The following is a 19,107-nucleotide window of genomic DNA, read 5'->3' as shown; positions in this document are numbered from 1 at the left end:
GAAGTGTCTATTATAAAACTGAACCCTGCCTGTAAATCTTACCTGTGGGGCGGCCAAAAGCTGAAAGCTGACTACCATAAGCATTTTGATGGAGACATTTTGGCTGAAACGTGGGAACTTTCCTGCCATCCGGACGGCCCCAGCACCGTTGCAGATGGGCCGTATGCGGGAAAAACGCTGCCGGAATATTTGCAGGCTGTGCCTGCCGCTGCCGGTATCAACTGTGCCCGCTTCCGTGACTTTCCAGTTCTGATTAAGCTGATTGATGCCAAGCGGGACCTGTCGATTCAGGTTCACCCCGACAACGCCTACGCGCTGAAAAACGAGGGACAGTTTGGCAAAACTGAGATGTGGTATGTTGTGGACTGCGATCCCGGCGCATTTTTGTACTACGGTTTCCAGAAGGAAATCACCAAAGAGGAATTCCGCACCCGTATCCAAAACGGTACACTGACCGAAGTATTGAACGCCGCGTCGGTAAAGCCAGGCAGCGTGTTCTTCATTGAGTCCGGCACCATTCACGCCATTGGCAAGGGCATTGTCATTGCTGAAATCCAGCAGAATTCCAACATAACTTACCGCGTGTTCGACTACAACCGTCTGGGCACCGACGGCAAGCCGCGTCAGCTGCACGTTCAAAAGGCACTGGATGTCACCCGGCTGACGCCACCACGTACAGACTATGACTTTGGCGGTCATCTCGGCTGCTGTGACTCCTTTGTAACGGACCTGCTGAAACTAAACGGTTCCACCCTAACAGCCCGCACGGACGGCAGTACGTTCCACTCCCTGCTGGTAACAAAAGGAGAAGGCAGTGTGACCTGCGGAAACGAAACTGTCACCTTCCAGCAGGGTGACAGCCTGTTCCTGCCCGCAGACAGCGGCGTGTACAGCGTAACCGGCCACTGTGAAATCATCCGCACCACCGTACCTCCGGCCACAGAATAACAAACAGGGAGGCTGCAAAATGTCCAATCACTCTACATCACCGGCTGCCAGCCGCCGGCTGGGTATCGATATCGGCGGCACCAGTATTAAAGCTGGCACCGTAAATCAGGAAAATGAAATCATCGGCCGCGCCGCCGTGCCAACCGATGCCGGCCGTCCCTGGCAGACTGTTGCGCAGGACATTGTCAAAGCAGCACAGCTGGCCCTGCAGGACGCGGGGCACACCGAAAAAGAATGTCTTTCCTTGGGTGTCGGCTGTCCGGGAACGATAGATGCCCAAAGCGGTACAGTCGTCTACTCCAACAATCTGCACTGGAAAGATGTTCCCCTCGCGCAAGCCTTGCAGAAAGCTTTTTCCCTTCCAGTACACATCAGCAACGATGCCAACTGTGCCACGCTGGGGGAAGTGCGTGCCGGCGCGGCAAAGAACTGTAAAAATGTTGTTCTCTTAACCCTTGGCACCGGTGTCGGCAGCGGCATTGTTTTGGACGGCAGGCTGTTTGAAGGCAGCGGCCCCGGCGGTGCCGAATTCGGCCACACCCTGCTGGTCATGGACGGAGAGCGCTGCACCTGCGGACGGCGCGGCTGCCTGGAAAGCTACGCTTCTGCGACCGCACTGATTCGGCAGGCGAAAAAAGCGGCGGAAACCCAGCCGAATTCCCTGCTGGCAAAGCTGTGCGAAGGTGACCTTTCCCGCATGGACGGGCGCATTCCGTTCACTGCCGCCCGCAGCGGGGATGCTGCTGGACAGCGTGTGGTAAAACAGTATATTGCCTATTTGGCTGCGGGCATTACAAATGCCGTCAACATTTTCCGGCCGGAAATGGTTCTGCTGTCGGGCGGCATCAGCAAAGAAGGCGCCTATCTGACGGACCCGCTGGAAAAGCTGGTTCGGCAGAACGCCTTTGGCGGGGCAGCGTCTTTCCTGCCGCAGATTCGCACCGCCGCACTTGGAAATGACGCCGGCATCATCGGCGCGGCAAATCTTTAAGAGAAGGAATGGAACGTATGAAAACAGATGCTGACTTTTGGAATGCGGTGAACACGCTGCTGGCAGAATCAGAAATTGTAGTTGACCGGCCAAAAGGCAGTGTTCACCCGCATTGGCCCGACTTTGTTTATCCCGCCGACTATGGCTATTTAAAGGGCACTGCTTCCATGGATGGCAGCGGCATCGATGTCTGGATCGGCAGCGAACTGCACCGCCAGGCAGACGCTATCTTGTGTACCATTGACCTTCTGAAGCGCGACTCGGAAATAAAAATTTTGATTGGCTGCACAGAAGCAGAAAAATCACTGATTGTCAACGCACAAAATCAGTCTTCCAACATGAAAGCCATTCTTGTGCGCCGAACGGTATAAAACCAATAACAAACAGCGGCCCTACTCTCCGGTTTGGAAAGCAGGGCCGCTGTTTGTTAAGGTTTGCACCGTTTTCGGTAATCATCAGCGGCGTATGATAACGTTTATACAAAAATTTGGGTGTCCAGTATAGAACCCGCGGTGTGACGGGCCAGTCACTGGAGGTGTGCGGATTATTTTTTACACGGCGGAGCGGTGCAGTTCGGCTTCCAGCCGGTCGGTCAGCATCTGCAGGGCCACCTGATTTTCTCCGCCGTCTGGAATAATAATGTCTGCCTTTTTCTTGCTGGGCTCTACAAACTGCTCATGCATAGGCTTGACTGTATTTATATACTGACTGATAACGGAATCAAGGCTGCGGCCGCGCTCTTTCACGTCACGCTCCAATCGGCGAATCAGCCGAATGTCCGCGTCGGTGTCCACATACACTTTCATGTCCATCAGGTCCAGCAGTGCCTGGTTTTCAAACAGCAAAATGCCCTCCAGGATAATCAGCGGCTTTGGCTCCACGTGCACGGTTTGCGGCAGCCGGGTATGCGTAACAAACGAGTAAACCGGCCGGTCAATAGGACAGTACGCACGCAACTTCTGCACATCACGAATCATCAGGTCCGTTTCAAATGCATTTGGGTGGTCATAGTTCAGTTTTTTGCGCTCTTCCAACGGCATCTCATCGTGCGGAAGATAATAATAGTCATACGAGAGAATCAGTGCCTCTTCCGGGAATGCCTCCAACAGATGATTGGCCAATGTTGTCTTTCCAGAGCCTGTCCCTCCCGCTACGCCGAGCACATACGGGGTTTGTTTCATGTTTTTCCTCCTACCTATTTCTGCAATATAAAAAAGTATAGCATATTTTAAAGACAAACAAAAGCCGGCACAGGGAACTTCCCCGCACCGGTGGTAGCAAAAAGCAGCCGTGCTTTTTGCTGTTTTTATAAAAAATTTATTTGGCAGCAGCTTTTGTGGATTTATCTGCCTTGGCAACAGCGTCCTGAAGCGTGTGCCAGCCCAGCACCGCGCACTTTACGCGTGCTGGCATATGAGAAATATCCTTAAAGGCCTGTGCATCTTCCAGCTGGTCCAGCTGGTCTTCATCTTTCACGGTTCCTTTAATCATACCGAGGAATACTTCGGATAAATGCTGTGCCTCTTCCAGCGTTTTCCCTTTGATAAGGTCAATCATAATGGACGCGGAAGCCTGTGAAATAGCACAGCCGTCACCCAAAAACGCTGCATCCTCAATGACGCCGTCCTTCACCCGCAGCTGCAGGGTTATGTCGTCCCCGCAGGAAGGGTTCACACCCTCTACAACCTGGGTAGGGCCCTGCACCTGATACTTATGCTCGGTGGAGCGGCTGTTCTCTGTTATAATCTGTGTATAAATTTGTTCAAGACCCATAGCCTAACCATTTCCTCACTTTTTGTAAACTTGCTGCCAGTGCGTCCACATCCTCACGGGTGTTGTATACGGCGAAGCTTGCCCGGCAGCAGGAATTCAGCCCCAAATGATGCAGCAGCGGCTGTGCGCAGTGATGTCCCGCGCGCACACAAACCGCGTCCGCGTCCAGAATTGTCGCAACATCATGTGGATGGACATCCTCCACATTAAAGGAGATAGCTCCGCAGTGCTGCCCCTGTGCTGTGCCGTACAATGTAACGTGCGGCAGCTGGGACAGTACCTGCCATGCATACTGATACACGTCGTTTTCCCTACGTGCAATGGTGTCATAGCCAACACCCTGCATCCAGTGAATGGCCGCCGCCAAACCGACCGCGCCGCCGGCATTTTGGGTACCGGCTTCAAACTTCTGCGGCAGTTCGGCCCATGTGGCGTCCTGTTCCCGCACAGACTCAATCATGTCGCCGCCGGTTAAGAACGGCGGCATATCGTCCAGCAGTTCTTTCCGTCCCCACAGTACGCCGATTCCAAGCGGGGCATACAGCTTATGACCGGAAAAAGCCAGAAAATCAACACCCAGCTTTGTGACGTCCAGCTGCAGATGCGGCGCACTCTGTGCAGCGTCCAGTACACAGACAGCATTCACTGCGTGTGCCCGGTCAACCACTTTCTGTACCGGTGAAACCAGCCCCAGCACGTTGGAAACGTGTGTAATGGCCACTAATTTTACACCTTTGGTGATTTTTTTTTCGATTTCTTCATCTGAAATAACGCCCCGCTGGTCAGTATACAGGAAAGTCAGCTCAGCACCGGTCGCGCGGCAGACCTGCTGCCACGGAATTAAGTTGCTGTGGTGTTCCAGGATGGAGACAACTACGCGGTCCCCTGCTTTCAGGTTATGCAGACCCCAGCTGTATGCGACCAGGTTCAGCGCTTCTGTCGCGTTGCGGGTGAAAATGACTTCTTCCCGCTTGGCATGCAGAAATTCCGCTACGGTGTCACGAGCGGATTCGTATGCCGCAGTGGCCCGTTCCCCCAGTGCATAAACGCCGCGGTGGGGATTGGCGTTGTCTTCCTTGTAAAAGCGACTGACCGCATCCAGCACGGCCTGCGGACGCTGGGAAGTTGCGCCGCTATCCAAATAGACCATCCGTTTGCCGTCCTGCTGTTTCTGCAGAAGTGGGAACTGTGCAATGATTTCGTCAGTCAAGTTGCATTCTCCTTCCCAAGTATTCCCTTACCGCTTCCTGTAGAGCCGCGTCCGGCACCTTGCTGATAACTGGCGCAAACTGTGCTTCTATAATCAGCTGTTTGGCTTGTGCCTCTGTCAGGCCGCGGGATTTGAGGTAAAAAAGCCGTGCCGCATTGATGCGGCCAATGGTTGCGGCGTGCTGGCCATCCACATCTTCCTCACTGCACAGAATCAGCGGCACTGTGCGGTTGCGTGCCTGTGGGCTGAAGAGCAGTGTTTCTTCGGCCTCGTGGCCGACAGAACCGGAAGCACCGTGGATAAAGTCAATGGTGCCGCGGTAAATTTTGTCACTCTGCCCCAGCAGAGCACCTGCCGCATGCATTTCACTGGTCGTTTTGCGGCCGGTGTGACGGGCAATGTAGTTGAAATCAAGCTTGCGCTTTTCATCGCCGAAATAGACGGTGTTCGCATTAAAGTTGCTGCGGTAGCCCTGCAGCAGTGCCAGGCAGCCGGAGAAAGCGCGCGCACCGCCCAGCTCAGCCTGTATCACTTCTACATGGGCGTTGTCCCCCAGCCGTATACCTACATCATTAAAGTGGCGGCTGGTGTCGCTTAAAAGCTGCACCTGCACCAGGCGCACTTCGGCACCCTCATCGGCCAAAATCTTCGTCAGGCCACCGTGAAAACAGGCTGTGTTATCGCCCGCTGTATAGGACTCCAGCACGGTTACTCGGCTGCCCTTGCGGGCATGAATCAAGTTAACATCAACCACCGGCTTTTCAGCAGACAGTACATACTGAAAAGTCTCGGCATCTTTTTCTTCTGCATTTTCCGGTACATCCACGGTGTGATAATCCGTGCAGTACTGCGCGGCAAAGTCTGCTGCTTCTTTTCCCATACCGGTTTCTATTTCTGCAAACGCCGGCGGCATTTCAGCCGGAGCGGCTTTTTCCGGACGCTGTGCCAGAAAGGCAGAGCGGTTGACCTTCAGCCAGTTCCATGTCAGCGCCGGAAGTGTATTGATATGATTAAGCTGCTGTTCCATTGTGTTCCTCCAAAGTTCCGCTGTACCGCAGTTCAGCCAGAAAATTCACGTGCGTTTTCAGCCGATGCTGCCATCCATTTCCAGCTTGATAAGGTTGTTCATTTCCACCGCGTACTCCACCGGCAGTTCCTTTGCAATTGGTTCCGCAAAGCCGCTGACAATCATGGAGCGTGCGTCTTCCTCGCTGATGCCGCGGCTCATCAGGTAAAACACCGCGTCGTCGCTGATGCGGCCGATTTTTGCCTCATGCCCCACATCGGAGTCATCATTTTGTATATCCATAGCCGGAATGGTATCGGAGCGGGAACGGCTGTCCAGCATAAGGGACTCGCAGGAAACGGAGGATTTACTGCTCACTGCGTTTTTCTGAATGGTAACGGCGCTGCGGTAAGTGCACTCGCCACCGTCCTTGGAAATGGACTTGGTCGTAATATGAGAACTGGTGTGCGGTGCGGCATGAACGACCTTTGCGCCGGTATCCAGCTGCTGGCCCTTGCCGGCAAAGGTGATGCCCGTAAACTCCATGCGAGAATTTTCACCCTTTAAGACGGTCATGGGGTACAGGTAGGAAGTGTGGGAGCCAAAGGAACCGGAAACCCACTCCATGGTGCCGCCCTTTTCGACCAGCGCACGCTTGGTGTTGAGGTTGTACATATTTTTAGACCAGTTTTCAATCGTGGAGTAACGCAGGCGTGCGCCCTCGGCGACATACAGTTCCACACAGCCGGCGTGCAGGTTTGCCACGTTGTACTTCGGTGCGGAGCAGCCTTCGATAAAGTGCAGATAAGCGCCCTTATCCACAATAATCAGTGTATGCTCAAACTGGCCCGCGCCTGGTGCGTTCAGCCGGAAGTAGGACTGCAGCGGAATTTCAACTGAAACCTTCGGCGGTACATAAACAAAGGAACCGCCGGACCAAACGGCACCGTGCAGGGCTGCAAACTTGTGGTCGGTTGGCGGAACAAGCTTCATAAAGTGCTCCCGCACCATATCCGCATACTCGCCCTTCAGGGCACTTTCCATATCGGTGTAAACAACGCCCTGCGCGGCAACTTCTTTGCGGACATTGTGGTAAACCACTTCGGAATCGTACTGTGCACCGACACCAGCCAGCGACTTGCGTTCTGCTTCCGGAATACCCAGACGCTCAAACGTATTTTTAATGTCTTTCGGCACTTCGCTCCATTTGCCGCGCATAGGGGTATCGGGGCGCACATAAGTGACAATGTTTTTCATGTCCAATCCGTCAATAGGCGGTCCCCAGTCCGGCACGGACATCTGATTATAAATTCCCAGTGATTTTAGGCGGAAGTCCCGCATCCAGTCGGGGTCGCCCTTTTCACGGCTGATTTGTTCCACAATCTCGGGTGTCAGGCCGGCATCCGCCTCATAGGACGGATGGACTGCATCTTTAAAATCGTACAGGCTGCGGTCTACCTCCTGCACCTGTGTCTTTTTGACCGGACTGCTCATTCGGCGACACCTTCTTCCATATGGCGAAAGCCCTCATTCTCAATCTCGTCCACCAGTTCCGAACCACCGGTGCGGACAATGCGTCCGTCAACCAGCACATGGGCATAGTCAACGGTCAGGTTCTCCAAAATCTTGGCATTATGCGTAATGATAAGCAACGCGTTGTCTTTATTCTTATAGCGGCGGATACCCTCCGAAACAATGCGGACGGCGTCCACATCCAGGCCGGAATCCGTTTCGTCCAAAATGGCCAGCTTCGGCTGCAGCATCAGCATCTGCAAAATTTCAGCTTTCTTCTTTTCGCCGCCGGAAAAGCCCACATTTAGGTCGCGGCGTGCATAGGAAGCGTCCATGTTCAGCGCCTCCATGGTCTTTTTCAGTTCTTTCTGAAAAGCAAATACTTTCAGCGGTTTTCCGGTAACGGCCGACTTGCTGACACGCAAAAAATCTTCCAGAGTAACGCCGGGAACTTCTTCCGGACTCTGAAAAGAAAGGAAAATACCGCGGCGGGCACGCGCATCGGTCGGCTCATGTGTAATGTCCGCCCCATTAAAGGTAATCGAACCGGAATCCACATGATATTCCGGGTTGCCAAGAATCACATTGCCCAAAGTCGACTTGCCGGCACCGTTTGGCCCCATAATAACGTGTGTTTCGCCGGGAGCAACAGAAAGATTGAGCCCGTTCAATATATTTTTTCCATCCACACTTGCGTGCAGGTCGTATACTTCCAGTAATTTCTGTGCCATGTTCCTGAACACCCCTCATGTTTTGCAAAAATGCAAGATAATCATCATATCTAATAACTTAATATGTACTAAATTAGTGTATAATATATTGTACCCGTTTTCCTTAAAAAATCAAGACTTTTTCTCCTATTTGTCAAAATCTTTTGTTGCAGAACAGGAGGAACGGTTTCGGCTGCCGTTCCGGCATTTTTTCTCTTCGCCGCGCTACTCCCCTAAACCCCTCCAAAGGCTTTTGCAGAAAAGCAAGAAATGGACTGTACGAAAGACAATGTTTGTGCTAAAATGTGGTGATTAGCATATTTATAGTGGAGTCTGGAGGTACGTTATGTCATGCTGGCAAATTTAAAAATGTGGTTACATAAGGAACCACCGGGACGTATCATTGTCGTCAGTTTTGCAATTATTATCCTGACCGGTTCTTTGCTACTGTGCCTGCCGGCCTGCACCCGCCCGGGAAAAAGCACTTCTTACCTGGACGCCCTGTTTACCGCTGGTTCGGCAACCTGTGTAACTGGCCTGACGCTGTTTGATACTTACCGTCACTGGACCACCCTCGGGCAGGTCTTTATCTTGATGCTGATTCAAGTCGGCGGTTTAGGGCTGGTGACATTCACCACCGGTTTTACCCTGCTGATGCGTAAAAAGCTTGGCCTGCGCAACATGGAGCTGGCGGTAGAGAACACCAACGGCGACAGCGGAGACATCGGCAGCCTGGTCCGTATGATTTTGAAGTTCACCTTCTCCTGTGAAGGCATTGGCGCCCTTATCCTAATGATTCGTTTTCTGCCGCAGATGGGCGCACACGGTATTTGGGTTTCTGTATTTCTTGCGGTTTCCGCCTACTGCAACGCAGGCTTCGATATTTTGGGCAGTGTTATGGAAAATGGCAATCTGATTCCCTATGCGGCAGACCCGCTTGTCTGTCTGACAATCGACATGCTGATTATAGTCGGTGGTCTTGGCTTTGTGGTGATTGCGGATATTTGCCACTCTAAACTGCAGCCCACCCTGCACGGTCAGCACCGTCACAGCCTTGGCTTTCATTCCCGCATTGTCCTATCTATGGCAATCCTCCTTATTATACTGGGGACTATTGTCTTTATGGTACTGGAGTATAAAAACACGCTCGCCAGCCTGCCGAACTTTGGCGCCAAACTGAACGCAGCACTTTTGCAGTCTGTTTCACCGCGTACCGCCGGCTTTGCGTCTGTTGACCTATCGAAAGAATACGACTTTACTAAAATCTTCACCGTGCTGCTTATGTTTATCGGTGCGGCGCCGGGCTCTACCGGCGGCGGCATTAAGACAACCACCATGCTGGTGCTGCTGTGCTGTGTGCACTCGGTTCTCCGCGGGCAGCCGGAGGCCATTTTCCACCATCGCCGTATCGACAAATTCACCGTTTACCGTGCATTAGCCATCTGCGGTGTCGGCATGCTGGTCGTCCTTATTGTAACCGGCATTATTACTTCTACTACACCAAATGTCAACGGTGTAGATGCCCTGTATGAAGCCACCAGTGCGTTTGGCACCGTTGGCCTGACAGCCGGCGTAACGCCGCGGCTCTCGCCGATTTCCCGCATTGCCATTATATTGACCATGTATATCGGCCGCGTAGGACCGGTATCACTGGGCCTGGCTGTATCCATTAAACACGGACATATTCACACAGACAGTGTCCTTCCGGAAGGAAAAATCATCGTCGGCTAAACCGATAGTCATCCGATTCAAAAGGCTGCCCCTGCTTGATTGCTGAGGCAGCTTTTTGCGTTTTCCGGTTCAAAAGGAAACAGGATAAAAGATTGATTTACTGCTGTGGGCATAGTATAATAAAATTATTCTTTGAACTTTTTAAATAACGACCAAAAATGTTCTGACGCCGAAATAATTTTGAGGTGAAAGACGAGTCAAAGCAGGGACGGAACTGCTCTGCTTTTTAACCGGTATGGTCTGGCTGCGTCTTTTTACAAGGCGCAGTCTTTTTTTCTTGGATAATAACAAGGAGGACTTATGGAAACCAGAGTTGCTGTTATCGCCGTTATAATTGAAAACGAGGAAAGCATCAGCCGTTTTAACAGCCTGCTGCACGGGTGCAGTCCATACATCATTGGGCGAATGGGCCTGCCTTACCACGAAAAGCATATGAATATCATCAGCGTAGTGATTGACGCACCGCAGGATATCATCAGCGCTCTTTCCGGAAAAATCGGAAGGCTGCCGGGCGTAAGTGCCAAAACGCTTTACTCCAATGTGATCACAAAATCGGAACCAAGTCATAAAGAGGGGACTGCGGCAAAATGATAAAACTGGCAGTGTATGGAAAGGGCGGCATTGGGAAATCCACAACGGTTTCCAACCTATCAGCCGCTATGGCAGAAAAAGGGCTGTGCGTCATGCAGATTGGCTGTGACCCCAAAGCGGATTCCACCGCCAGCCTGCACGGCGGCACGAAAATCCCCACTGTTTTAAGCCTGATTCGGAAGTACGGCAATGACTTTCCGCTGCATGCAATGGTCTGTGAAGGCTACGACGGCGTTATCTGTGTGGAAGCGGGCGGCCCCCTGCCCGGGCAGGGCTGTGCCGGCCGCGGCATTATCGCTGCACTGGAAAAGCTGAATCAAAAAGGTGCCTACGAAACCTACAAACCGGACGTCGTCCTGTATGACGTGCTGGGTGACGTGGTCTGCGGCGGCTTTACCATGCCTATGCGCAGCGGCTATGCGGATAAAGTACTGATCCTCACTTCCGGTGAAAATATGTCCCTGCACGCAGCGGCAAACATTGGCATGGCCGTGGAGCACTTTCACGGCAGAAACTACGCCGAGCTGGGTGGGCTGATTTTAAACCGTCGAAACGTCAGGGACGAGGACCAAAAAGTCCGAGAGCTTGCCGAAGACCTGCACACTGGCCTTTTGGGAAGCCTCGACTGGAGCGAAACCGTGCAGGCGGCAGAACCGCTGAACAAAACCGTGCTGGAAGCTTTTCCAAACAGCGAAATGGCACAGCAGTACCGTGTACTGACAGAAACCATTCTGCACACCTGCGGGGGAACATTATGCTGAAACCTTTGTCCCCCGCCCCCGCCGACTGTACCGAAATGCAGATTGGCAGTGCGCAGTTTCCCACCCCGTTTGCATCCGGTCTGGAATACAATCCGCCGGCACGCGGCCCATGGAATATTGTACACACCGGTATGCTGCTGCCGCAGGCCCATCAAATCTTTGTATGTGCGCAGGGCTGCCTGCGCGGCGTTATTCTGACCGCGGCGGAAATGAACGCCATGGACCGCATGTCATGGGTATCCTTGTGTGAAGAGGACATTATCGGCGGCAATATGGAGCAGCTGATGATTGACGGCGTTGCGAACATTCTGCAAAAGCTGCACCCGCTTCCGCCGGCGGTTCTCTTATTTATCAGCTGCATTCAGCAGTTTGTAGGGTGTGATTTTCCGCTGGTTCTCCGCACACTGCGCAGCCGCTTTCCCGATGTGGATTTTGCTGACTGCTACATGAATCCAACCATGCGCAAAAGCGGGCTGACACCCGATCAGCTGATGCGCCGCCAGCTGTACAGCCTGCTGCGGCCCGCTGCACGGGACCTCAAAAACGTCAACCTTATCGGCAATGACCGGCCAACGGACGCGTCCAGTGAACTGCTGCAGATTCTTCGGCAGTCCGGATTCCGGGTACGGGATATCACCCAATGTAAAACCTATGACGAATATCAGCAAATGGCAGAGAGCGCATGGAATATTACCTACCTGCCCACCGCTGCGGCGGCAGGTGATGCCCTGCAGCAGCGCCTTGGACAAAAGCACCTTTACCTGCCGCTGTGCTACCGGCGGGAAGACCTGCTGCAAAACTACAAAGTCCTTGCCGACACACTTGGCCTTTCTCTGCCCGATTTCTCCAATATCATGCAAAAGACCGAAGACGCACTGGATAAAGTCCGCCGTGAAATCGGCAATATGCCGGTAACCATTGATTACACAGCCGTTCCACGCCCGTTAAGCCTTGTCCGTATGCTTTTGGAACATGGCTTTTGTGTATCGGCGGTTTATGCGGACAGTTTCTCCGACGAAGAAGGAACCGATTTTCACTGGCTGCAGCAGCACGCTCCTACCCTGCGCATTTGTGCGACCATACACCCCTCGCTGCGGTTTTACCAGCCGAGAACAAATGCCGAGATTCTGGCCATTGGACAGAAAGCCGCCTATTTCAGCGGGACCGCACATTTTGTAAATATCGTTTCCGGCGGCGGAATGTATGGCTTTGATGGCATTGCCCGTCTGGCGGAACAAATGCTGGACGCTTACCACCACAAAAAAGATACGCGTACCGTAATACAGAAAAAAGGATTGGGGTGTGCATGCTGTCTATGAAACACACTGCGGGAATGATTCCTATTTATGCGGCTGATAACGCCGGTATCTGCTCTGCCCTGTACGAACTGGGCGGCATGACCGTCATTCACGACGCCTCCGGCTGCAACTCTACCTACACAACACATGACGAACCCCGGTGGTACGATATGCCGAGCATGATTTATATTTCCGGGCTGACCGAAATGGACGCTATCTTAGGCGACGACGAAAAACTGATAACCGATATTGCGGAAACCTCCGCAAAGTTGCACCCCGCGTTCATCGCCTTGTGCAGTTCACCGATTCCTGCGATGACCGGCACCGACTTTCCCGCCATTGCTTCTCTTCTGCAAAAGCGGACCGGTATTCCCTGTTTCAGCTTTCGAGCGGACGGCATGCACTCTTATCTGGTCGGCGCTTCCGACGCGTTTCGTGTTTTGGCGGAAACCGTCTGCCTGGCAGACGTGGAAAAGTCCGCGGACCTGTCCGTAAATCTCCTTGGTGCAACACCGCTTGACTTTTCCGTAAATGGCAGTGTGCCCTCCATGAAACAATGGCTGCGCCAAAACGGCTTCCGGCTGGTGTCCTGCTTTGCCATGGGCAGTACATTAGAAGAAATCGCGCAGGCCGGCAGTGCCAGCGTCAATCTGGTGGTGTCTTTCAGTGGGCTTGCTGCCGCCAAAGTTCTGCGCCGGCGTTTCGGAACACCCTATGTCGTCGGCGTTCCGTTTGGCGAAGCGTATGCCGCGGCGCTTGCGGCGGAACTGAAAGCCGCTGCGCAAAGCGGCCGCTGCTGTACTGCCTGCACACACCGCAGCGGCCATGCGGCGGGACTGGCAGTCGTGGGAGAAAGCGTTTCGGCAGGTTCTTTGGCCTGTGCCATAGAGCTGGAAACCGGCAGACCGGCGCACGTTCTGTGTACACTGGAAACCGATCCGGAGCTGCTGAAACAGGGTGACCAAACCGCACCGGAGGAGGATGACCTGATTCGTCTGTTTCCGCAGGCCGCGGGCATCATTGCTGACCCGCTGTTTTCCCCCATCTGTCCAACCGATGTTTCATTTTATCCGCTGCCGCACACAGCCTTTTCCGGCAGGTGCTTCCAGCGGCGTACACCAAACCTGATAAACCATAAGCTAAAGAGGATATTATGATAAAACTGGCAGTATACGGCAAAGGCGGTATCGGCAAATCCACGATGACCAGCAACCTCGCCTCCGCCTTTGCCTCCCTTGGGAAACGGGTGATTCAAATAGGCTGTGACCCAAAGGCGGACTCTACAATTAACCTATTAGGCGGCAAACCCGTACAGCCCGTTATGGACTACCTGCGGGAATACGACCGCGAACCAACACAAATTGAAGAAATCGCCAAAGAGGGCTTTAATCACATACTCTGTATTGAAACCGGCGGTCCTACGCCGGGGCTTGGCTGTGCCGGCCGCGGTATTATTACTACGTTTCAGCTGCTGAAGGATTTAAAGCTGTTTGAAACATATCGGCCGGACGTTGTCCTGTACGATGTACTCGGCGACGTAGTGTGCGGCGGTTTTGCGGCCCCGATTCGTGAGGGGTACGCGGAGGAAGTGCTGATTGTAACCTCCGGCGAAAAAATGGCACTGTACGCAGCTGAGAATATACGCAAAGCGGTACAAAATTTTGCCGACCGCAGCTATGCCAAAGTCCGCGGCATTCTGCTGAATCGCAGAAATGTAGAAAACGAGGAAGAAAAGGTCCATGCCTTCGCCCAGAATGCCGGTCTGCCCATACTGGCCGATATTCCGCGCAGCAAAGAGATTCTGCACTTTGAGGATATGGGAAAGACCGTCGTGGAAGGCGGGCCAAAACTACCGGTCAGCCAAAAATTCTTTGCGCTGGCACAGCGGCTGTTGGAGGATGAAACAAATGGCTGAAGCATTTTACCGTACCGCGGCACAGCTGGTGTCCGGCGGCTACGGCGCTCTTCCGCAGGAATTTCAATCCGTAAAGCATTTGATTTACAGCTCCCCCGCCACGCTGGCGTTTAACTCACCGGGTGCGCAGGGGTTCGGTGTCAAGCGCGCGGGGCTGGCTATTCCCGGTTCGGTTATGCTGCTGGTTTCGCCCGGCTGCTGCGGACGGAACACCATCGCACTTGGTCCAGCGGGAAGCGGCGGTGACCGCATGTTTTACCTGCTGCTGGACGAAGCCGATATTGTTACCGGTCGGCATCTTTCTAAAATACCGGCGGCCGTGCAGGAAGTATGTGCGTCCTGCCGCACAAAGCCGTCCGCGGTCATGCTGTGCATCACCTGTGTAGACGCTCTGCTCGGCACTGATATGGAGCGTGTCTGCCGCAGGGCGGAGGAAGCCGCACATGTACCGGTCGTGCCGTGTTACATGTACGCACTGACCCGGGATGGCCGGCACCCGCCCATGACTGCTGTGCGCAAATCCGTGTATTCCCTATTAAAACCTCTGCCCAAAAAAGCGGACGCCATGAACATTTTGGGCTTTTTCGCACCGCTTCGTGATGACTGTGAACTGTACCGCCTGTTCCGGAAAGCCGGTGTTCATCATATCCGTGAAATTTCCCGCTGTCCGAGTTTTGATGCGTATCTGTCTATGGCACAGGCTAACTTTAACCTTGTGCTGAATTCGGAAGCGCGGCCAGCCGCCCAATGGATGGAGCAGTCCCTGCAGATTCCCTCCATTGAGTTAACCCGTATGTACCAGCTGGACAAAATTGAAACACAGTATCATCTGCTAGCACAGGCCCTGGAAATTCCGTGGGAAGACGGGCCGGACAAGGACGCCTCACAGGCGGAAATCCACCGCTTCCGGCAAAACTACGGCCCTGCGGTATTCACCGTTGGGGAGATTGCAAACGCGGACCCGTTTGAGCTTTCGCTGGCACTTCTGCGGTATGGATTTTCGGTATCAGAAATTTACGGAACCATCAACAAAGTGAATTTTCGTTTCATTCAAAAAATTGCAGAACGCAGTCCCAATACCAAAGTGTACTCCAATCTTTCACCAACCATGCTGTTTTATCGACCCACACCGGCTGAAGCGGATATTGCCATCGGCAAAGATGCCGCCTACTACCACCCGGAGTGTCCGCACGTCCTATGGTGCAGTGAGGTGCAGCCCTTTGGATATGCCGGGGTACGCGGCCTGTTCCAGGCGCTTTCCCATGCTGTGGAAGGGAGGACCAAATGAAAGGACTATTAAAAGTGCTGTCACCGTTTGCGCCGGACCAGTCTGGTGCCGTGGCGGCGCTCTATGAGCTTGGCGGCCTTATCGTCATCTGTGACGCGGGCGGCTGCACGGGAAACATCTGCGGATTCGATGAACCGCGCTGGTTCCAGAAAAAAAGCGCTGTTTTCAGCGCCGGTCTGCGGGATATGGACGCTATCCTTGGCCGGGACGACAAACTGATTGCCAAACTAAGCGCCGTCGCCGCGGACATGCAGGCCCATTTCGCCGCTGTCATCGGCACTCCTGTTCCTGCTGTTATCGGTACGGATTTTCGGGCACTGAAACGCATGGGAGAAAGACAGACCGGCCTGCCGGTTTTGACAGTCGAAACAACCGGCACGGGGCTGTATGACACCGGTGAGGAAGCGGCCCTGCTGCAGCTGTTCCAAACCTTTGCCGTCAGCGCCTTCCCCGTGGAAAAGGGCATGCTCGGTGTTCTGGGCGCTACGCCGCTGGACCTCAGCAGTCTGTCTGCCGCGGAGCAGCTGATGGATGCCTGCCGGCAAAAAGACTGGCAGAAGGTACACTGCTACGGAATGGGCAGCGGTTTTGACGCGGTATGCCATGCTTCCGCCGTGGAGCGAAACTTGGTTGTTTCCCCTGCCGGACGAAAAGCCGCCCAATACCTTCAAAAAACATTTGGTACACCTTACACAGTATGCTGTCCGCTGCCATGCACACACCCGGAAAACCTTTCCTCCCTGCACGGCAAGCGTGTGCTGATTATCCACCAGCAGGTACTGGCAAACACTTTGCGGGACAATATCCGGAAGGCGACAGACGCGGATGTAACGGCTGCCTCCTGGTTCATGATGGACGATTCTCTGCGGGAAAAGCAGGACCTCTTTTTCACCGATGAACAGCAGTTCCAGGAAACCGTGATGCAGGGCGGCTATGACGTCATTTTCGGCGACCGTGTTCTGCGGCGCGCATTGCCCGCGTACACAGGGAGCTGGATAGACCTGCCGCATTTTGCCGTATCGGGAAGGCTGATAACATGAAACAAAAAGCAGAGATTCTTTCCCAGCGGATTCGTGTATTCGGTGTGGTACAAGGCGTTGGGTTCCGCCCCTTTGTCAGCCGTACCGCGCGGCGGGTGGGCATTACCGGCAGCGTCACCAACAAAGGTTCTTTCGTGGAAATACAGGCCCATGGCACCAAAGAAGCATTGCAGGCGTTTCTGCGCTGTCTGCGGCAGGACGCACCGGAACGGTCCGACATTTTGAAAATAGAAGTGACCGCTTCCTCCGCACTGCCGGAAAGCAGCTTTGAGATTATCAGCAGTGCTAAAGAATCCAGCGACATTTTTGTACCGCCGGATATTGCCGTGTGCAAAACGTGCAGCAAGGAACTGTTTGACAAACACAACCGCCGCTATTTACACCCGTTTATTAACTGCACCGCCTGCGGTCCCCGGCTGACCATTCTGGACATCATGCCGTACGACCGGGAACGCACCAGCATGGGAAAATTCCCGATGTGTAAAAAATGTGAGCAAGAATACACCCACCCGCAAACCAGACGATATGATGCCCAGCCGGTATGCTGCAATGACTGCGGTCCGCAGGTGTACCTAATGGGCAGGCCTGAACGCGGCGCAGACGCCATTATACAGACTCGCCGTGCCATTATGGACGGAAAAATTGCGGCGGTAAAGGGAATCGGCGGTTTTCACCTGTGCTGTGACGCTAAAAATGAAACGGCTGTCCGCCGTCTGCGGCAGCTGAAGCACCGCCCCGCAAAGCCGTTTGCCGTTATGTTCCGTGACCTTTCCGCGGCAAAGGAGAACTGCTGTATTTCGCCAAAGCAGGCTGACATTTTGGACGGCTGTCAAAAACCGATTCTCCTGCTGGACCGAAAACCGGAAAGCACGCTTGCCAAGCAGACGGCACCGGGCAATCCCCGGATAGGCTCCATGCTCCCCTATGCACCGCTGCAGCTGCTGCTGTTTACTTATCCGGACGGCGTTGCCATGACGGACAGCCTGATTATGACCAGCGGAAATGTTTCGGGAGCGCCCATCTGCAAATGTGACGCGGACGCCGCCGCCGAACTGTCCGGCTTTTGTGATGTCATACTGTCCCATAACCGCGATATTCTCACGCGGGCGGACGATTCCGTTATGGATTTTCTGGAGGACAAGCCCTACATGATACGGCGTTCCCGCGGATACGCTCCCCTGCCGTTTCTGCTCTCTGCTCCGCTTCACGGGCAGGTGCTCGGCATTGGCGGCGAACTGAAAAACACGTTCTGCATTGGGAAAAACAGCCTCTTTTATCCCTCAGCATATGTCGGTGATATGGCGGACATCCGCACGGTGGAAGCCCTAAAAGAGTCTATTTCCCGTATGGAAACACTGCTGGAGGCTTCCCCGCAGGTGGTCGCGTGCGACCTGCACCCCAAGTACAATACCGTTCGTATGGCAGAAGAAATGGGTTTGCCGGTCATGCGGGTACAGCACCATTTTGCCCATATTGTTTCCTGCCTGGCGGAAAATGACTGCTCGGATGAAGTCATCGGCGTTTCCTTTGACGGCACCGGTTACGGGACAGACGGAACCATCTGGGGCGGCGAGTTTCTGCGCGCCTCTTACGGTGGATTTACACGGCTGGGATGTATCCAGCCTTTTCTGCAGGTTGGCGGCGATGCTTCCGCGCGGGAAGGCTGGCGCATTGCCGTTTCCATGCTGCACCATCTTTTCCCGGAAGATACCCCCCGCCGCATACAGGCACTCGGCCTTTGCAGTGCACAGCAGGCACAGGTCGTTATGCGCATGGCTGACCAAAACCTCAACAGCGTGCCGTCCACCAGTACGGGCCGTCTGTTTGACGCGGTTAGCGCCATTTTGGGTATTCGCACATCTTCCACTTTTGAGGGAGAAGCCTCCTGCGCACTGGAATTTTCCGCGGAAGCGTACCAAAAACAGCATCTGCGGCTGTCTGCTGACAGCTTTTCTTATTCTGAACCGCTGCTGCGCAGCACGCAAAAAGGATTTGTGTTGTGTACCGACCGGCTGGTAGGCTGGCTGACACAACAGCGGCTTGCCGGGGAAGATACTGGAAAACTTGCGTATGCTTTTCATATTCTGCTGGCAGATATGGTCTGCCAAGGGTGCCGAAAAATCCGGCAGGATACGGAACTTTCCATATGTGCCCTAAGCGGTGGTGTGTTCCAAAACCGCCTATTGACCGGTCTTTGTGCCACCCGCCTGCGCGATGCTGGGTTTCGGGTTTTGCTGCACAGTATGGTTCCGCCAAATGACGGCGGCCTTGCGTTGGGCCAGGCGACTGCCGCCATGTATCTGTTAAATAAAGAACGAAATGATAAATAGGAG

General features: G+C 53.8%; 18 protein-coding genes. 12 read left to right on the top strand and 6 right to left on the bottom strand.

Annotated elements, in window-relative coordinates:
• The first annotated feature begins 3 nt into the window (after window positions 1-3).
• The 3 genes from ACIHKT_RS01530 to ACIHKT_RS01520 are packed head-to-tail and all read left to right on the top strand — an operon-like array spanning window position 4 to window position 2,310.
• Window positions 4-948, top strand: coding sequence for a type I phosphomannose isomerase catalytic subunit (locus tag ACIHKT_RS01530; RefSeq protein WP_086035171.1), 945 nt, complete (start codon window positions 4-6; stop codon window positions 946-948).
• A 19-nt stretch (window positions 949-967) separates the two neighbouring features.
• Window positions 968-1,939 (top strand): ROK family protein, encoded by a 972-nt coding sequence (locus ACIHKT_RS01525; protein ID WP_086035170.1) that lies wholly within the window; start codon window positions 968-970, stop codon window positions 1,937-1,939.
• A 17-nt stretch (window positions 1,940-1,956) separates the two neighbouring features.
• A complete protein-coding gene (locus tag ACIHKT_RS01520) occupies window positions 1,957-2,310 on the top strand; it encodes an inorganic pyrophosphatase (RefSeq protein ID WP_086035169.1) in 354 nt (117 codons plus the stop codon).
• A 180-nt stretch (window positions 2,311-2,490) separates the two neighbouring features.
• Here ACIHKT_RS01520 and udk read toward each other — a convergent pair whose 3' ends face one another.
• From udk to sufC, 6 genes are all read right to left on the bottom strand, one after another.
• Window positions 2,491-3,120: a uridine kinase gene (gene udk, locus ACIHKT_RS01515; protein WP_086035168.1), complete on the bottom strand. Its 630-nt coding sequence runs from the start codon at window positions 3,118-3,120 to the stop codon at window positions 2,491-2,493.
• A 136-nt stretch (window positions 3,121-3,256) separates the two neighbouring features.
• Window positions 3,257-3,712 (bottom strand): Fe-S cluster assembly sulfur transfer protein SufU, encoded by a 456-nt coding sequence (sufU, locus tag ACIHKT_RS01510; protein WP_086035167.1) that lies wholly within the window; start codon window positions 3,710-3,712, stop codon window positions 3,257-3,259.
• Window positions 3,702-4,922: an aminotransferase class V-fold PLP-dependent enzyme gene (locus ACIHKT_RS01505; RefSeq protein ID WP_086035166.1), complete on the bottom strand. Its 1,221-nt coding sequence runs from the start codon at window positions 4,920-4,922 to the stop codon at window positions 3,702-3,704. Before ACIHKT_RS01505 ends, sufU begins: the two co-directional genes overlap by 11 nt.
• Entirely contained in the window at window positions 4,915-5,949 is a 1,035-nt protein-coding gene (locus tag ACIHKT_RS01500; RefSeq protein WP_086035165.1) for a SufD family Fe-S cluster assembly protein, read from the bottom strand. The genes ACIHKT_RS01505 and ACIHKT_RS01500 overlap by 8 nt, the downstream gene beginning before the upstream one ends.
• 57 nt (window positions 5,950-6,006) lie before the next feature.
• A complete protein-coding gene (gene sufB, locus ACIHKT_RS01495; protein WP_086035164.1) occupies window positions 6,007-7,422 on the bottom strand; it encodes a Fe-S cluster assembly protein SufB in 1,416 nt (471 codons plus the stop codon).
• Window positions 7,419-8,171, bottom strand: coding sequence for a Fe-S cluster assembly ATPase SufC (gene sufC / locus ACIHKT_RS01490; protein WP_086035163.1), 753 nt, complete (start codon window positions 8,169-8,171; stop codon window positions 7,419-7,421). Before sufC ends, sufB begins: the two co-directional genes overlap by 4 nt.
• Window positions 8,172-8,501: 330 nt before the next feature.
• Between sufC and ACIHKT_RS01485 the strand changes: the two genes are divergently transcribed.
• The 9 genes from ACIHKT_RS01485 to hypF all read left to right on the top strand — a co-directional run bounded on the left by ACIHKT_RS01485 (window position 8,502) and on the right by hypF (window position 19,104).
• Window positions 8,502-9,881, top strand: a complete 1,380-nt coding sequence (locus ACIHKT_RS01485) for a TrkH family potassium uptake protein (protein ID WP_174193500.1) — start codon at window positions 8,502-8,504, stop codon at window positions 9,879-9,881.
• A gap of 300 nt (window positions 9,882-10,181) precedes the next feature.
• Complete coding sequence (locus ACIHKT_RS01480) at window positions 10,182-10,472, top strand: TM1266 family iron-only hydrogenase system putative regulator (RefSeq protein ID WP_086035161.1); 291 nt, start codon at window positions 10,182-10,184, stop codon at window positions 10,470-10,472.
• The gene (locus ACIHKT_RS01475) at window positions 10,469-11,233 is read left to right on the top strand and encodes a nitrogenase iron protein NifH (RefSeq protein WP_086035160.1); all 765 of its coding nucleotides are present in this window, start codon (window positions 10,469-10,471) and stop codon (window positions 11,231-11,233) included. Before ACIHKT_RS01480 ends, ACIHKT_RS01475 begins: the two co-directional genes overlap by 4 nt.
• Window positions 11,227-12,552, top strand: coding sequence for a nitrogenase (locus ACIHKT_RS01470; protein WP_086035159.1), 1,326 nt, complete (start codon window positions 11,227-11,229; stop codon window positions 12,550-12,552). Before ACIHKT_RS01475 ends, ACIHKT_RS01470 begins: the two co-directional genes overlap by 7 nt.
• Window positions 12,549-13,688: a nitrogenase component 1 gene (locus tag ACIHKT_RS01465; RefSeq protein ID WP_086036796.1), complete on the top strand. Its 1,140-nt coding sequence runs from the start codon at window positions 12,549-12,551 to the stop codon at window positions 13,686-13,688. Before ACIHKT_RS01470 ends, ACIHKT_RS01465 begins: the two co-directional genes overlap by 4 nt.
• A complete protein-coding gene (locus ACIHKT_RS01460; protein WP_086035158.1) occupies window positions 13,685-14,446 on the top strand; it encodes an AAA family ATPase in 762 nt (253 codons plus the stop codon). The genes ACIHKT_RS01465 and ACIHKT_RS01460 overlap by 4 nt, the downstream gene beginning before the upstream one ends.
• Window positions 14,439-15,734 carry a nitrogenase component 1 gene (locus tag ACIHKT_RS01455; RefSeq protein WP_236849683.1) on the top strand — a complete coding sequence of 432 codons (1,296 nt, stop codon included), beginning with the start codon at window positions 14,439-14,441 and terminating at the stop codon, window positions 15,732-15,734. Before ACIHKT_RS01460 ends, ACIHKT_RS01455 begins: the two co-directional genes overlap by 8 nt.
• On the top strand, window positions 15,731-16,774 hold the full coding sequence (locus ACIHKT_RS01450; RefSeq protein WP_086035156.1) for a nitrogenase component 1: 1,044 nt from the start codon (window positions 15,731-15,733) through the stop codon (window positions 16,772-16,774). The genes ACIHKT_RS01455 and ACIHKT_RS01450 overlap by 4 nt, the downstream gene beginning before the upstream one ends.
• Complete coding sequence (hypF, locus tag ACIHKT_RS01445) at window positions 16,771-19,104, top strand: carbamoyltransferase HypF (RefSeq protein WP_086035155.1); 2,334 nt, start codon at window positions 16,771-16,773, stop codon at window positions 19,102-19,104. Before ACIHKT_RS01450 ends, hypF begins: the two co-directional genes overlap by 4 nt.
• The last annotated feature ends 3 nt before the right edge of the window (window positions 19,105-19,107 follow it).

Source organism: Caproicibacterium sp. XB2, from assembly GCF_044880635.1.
GTDB lineage: Bacteria > Bacillota > Clostridia > Oscillospirales > Acutalibacteraceae > Caproicibacterium > Caproicibacterium lactatifermentans.
Note: the sequence above shows the minus strand (reverse complement) of the source record. Positions and strands in the feature narration are given on the sequence as shown.

Bases quoted from the DNA above. Each gene is read 5' to 3' on its own strand.
- ACIHKT_RS01525 (WP_086035170.1), top strand. From the start codon at position 968: ATGTCCAATCACTCTACATCACCGGCTGCCAGCCGCCGGCTGGGTATC.
- ACIHKT_RS01520 (WP_086035169.1), top strand. From the start codon at position 1,957: ATGAAAACAGATGCTGACTTTTGGAATGCGGTGAACACGCTGCTGGCA.
- udk (WP_086035168.1), bottom strand. From the start codon at position 3,120: ATGAAACAAACCCCGTATGTGCTCGGCGTAGCGGGAGGGACAGGCTCT.
- sufU (WP_086035167.1), bottom strand. From the start codon at position 3,712: ATGGGTCTTGAACAAATTTATACACAGATTATAACAGAGAACAGCCGC.
- ACIHKT_RS01500 (WP_086035165.1), bottom strand. From the start codon at position 5,949: ATGGAACAGCAGCTTAATCATATCAATACACTTCCGGCGCTGACATGG.
- sufB (WP_086035164.1), bottom strand. From the start codon at position 7,422: ATGAGCAGTCCGGTCAAAAAGACACAGGTGCAGGAGGTAGACCGCAGC.
- sufC (WP_086035163.1), bottom strand. From the start codon at position 8,171: ATGGCACAGAAATTACTGGAAGTATACGACCTGCACGCAAGTGTGGAT.
- ACIHKT_RS01485 (WP_174193500.1), top strand. From the start codon at position 8,502: ATGCTGGCAAATTTAAAAATGTGGTTACATAAGGAACCACCGGGACGT.
- ACIHKT_RS01480 (WP_086035161.1), top strand. From the start codon at position 10,182: ATGGAAACCAGAGTTGCTGTTATCGCCGTTATAATTGAAAACGAGGAA.
- ACIHKT_RS01475 (WP_086035160.1), top strand. From the start codon at position 10,469: ATGATAAAACTGGCAGTGTATGGAAAGGGCGGCATTGGGAAATCCACA.
- ACIHKT_RS01470 (WP_086035159.1), top strand. From the start codon at position 11,227: ATGCTGAAACCTTTGTCCCCCGCCCCCGCCGACTGTACCGAAATGCAG.
- ACIHKT_RS01465 (WP_086036796.1), top strand. From the start codon at position 12,549: ATGAAACACACTGCGGGAATGATTCCTATTTATGCGGCTGATAACGCC.
- ACIHKT_RS01460 (WP_086035158.1), top strand. From the start codon at position 13,685: ATGATAAAACTGGCAGTATACGGCAAAGGCGGTATCGGCAAATCCACG.
- ACIHKT_RS01455 (WP_236849683.1), top strand. From the start codon at position 14,439: ATGGCTGAAGCATTTTACCGTACCGCGGCACAGCTGGTGTCCGGCGGC.
- ACIHKT_RS01450 (WP_086035156.1), top strand. From the start codon at position 15,731: ATGAAAGGACTATTAAAAGTGCTGTCACCGTTTGCGCCGGACCAGTCT.
- hypF (WP_086035155.1), top strand. From the start codon at position 16,771: ATGAAACAAAAAGCAGAGATTCTTTCCCAGCGGATTCGTGTATTCGGT.